Here is an 812-nt window from a genome sequence, read left to right as displayed (position 1 = left end):
AGTTATCAATTCTTCGCCCAGTCCATCTTGTGATTGGTGGCGTTCAATAATACGTTTGCTTGCGCGTTCTAGTTTTGCTTTTTTGCGACCTAACTCATCGAATGTGCCACTCCACTCTTTACTCGCATTGGACTTTAATTTACACCCATCAATGGCAAACATGTTGCGGCCTATCAAGTCTTCCTCATCACATATCATCAGCACTTGCGTAAAAAGCGGCTCAATCTGTTTATGCATTTTAGCCACAAAACCCGCTATAGATGTGTAATGCGGCTGGATATCACCCGACACACTCATAAATAAAATATTATGCTCGCAAGCCTTTGCAATCCGACGGCTACTGATAAAACCATGTGCATAGCCCAGTAAAATAATCTTTAGCATTACCGAAGGCGGATACGCAGCAGCGCCCGTTTTGTCGTTGTTATACCACGCGTCAAATCCCGATAAATCGAGTTTATTTTCGACGATATAACAAAGGGCATATTCAAATGTGCCAGGCAGAATCTGCTCAGCGAAATTGATAGGAATGAATTTATTTTGACAGGATAAGTCAGGCTTGTAGTTAGCCATAACAGTTTACCGTGGGTGAATAATATCTATTAGATCACAGCGAACAGATGGATTCAAGGTTAAAAAGCAACCAACCAAGAATAGTTGGATATGTTCCTAAAAAGAGTAATTCTACAGCCTCAACGCCGCAATAAACGGCGCGTAGGTTGGCGCTGTTTTTGCTGGCTTTTTGTTTTAGCAAAAACCGTGACAGCCGTTAACGTGTCCGATTTAATTGCCTTATAGTTACTCCGTTCCAT

The 812-nt window shown here is 41.9% G+C and carries 1 protein-coding gene; it reads right to left on the bottom strand.

What is annotated here, in order from left to right; genetic code table 11:
- Positions 1–573, bottom strand: a 573-nt coding sequence (locus DO88_RS00590) for a transposase (protein ID WP_033041111.1), incomplete at its 3' end; no start/stop codon positions are given.
- Positions 574–812: the final 239 nt, after the last annotated feature.

The sequence above is a fragment of the Pseudoalteromonas sp. S3431 genome (genome assembly GCF_000690035.1).
GTDB lineage: Bacteria > Pseudomonadota > Gammaproteobacteria > Enterobacterales > Alteromonadaceae > Pseudoalteromonas > Pseudoalteromonas fuliginea.
This window is presented reverse-complemented; position numbering and strand designations above follow the sequence as displayed.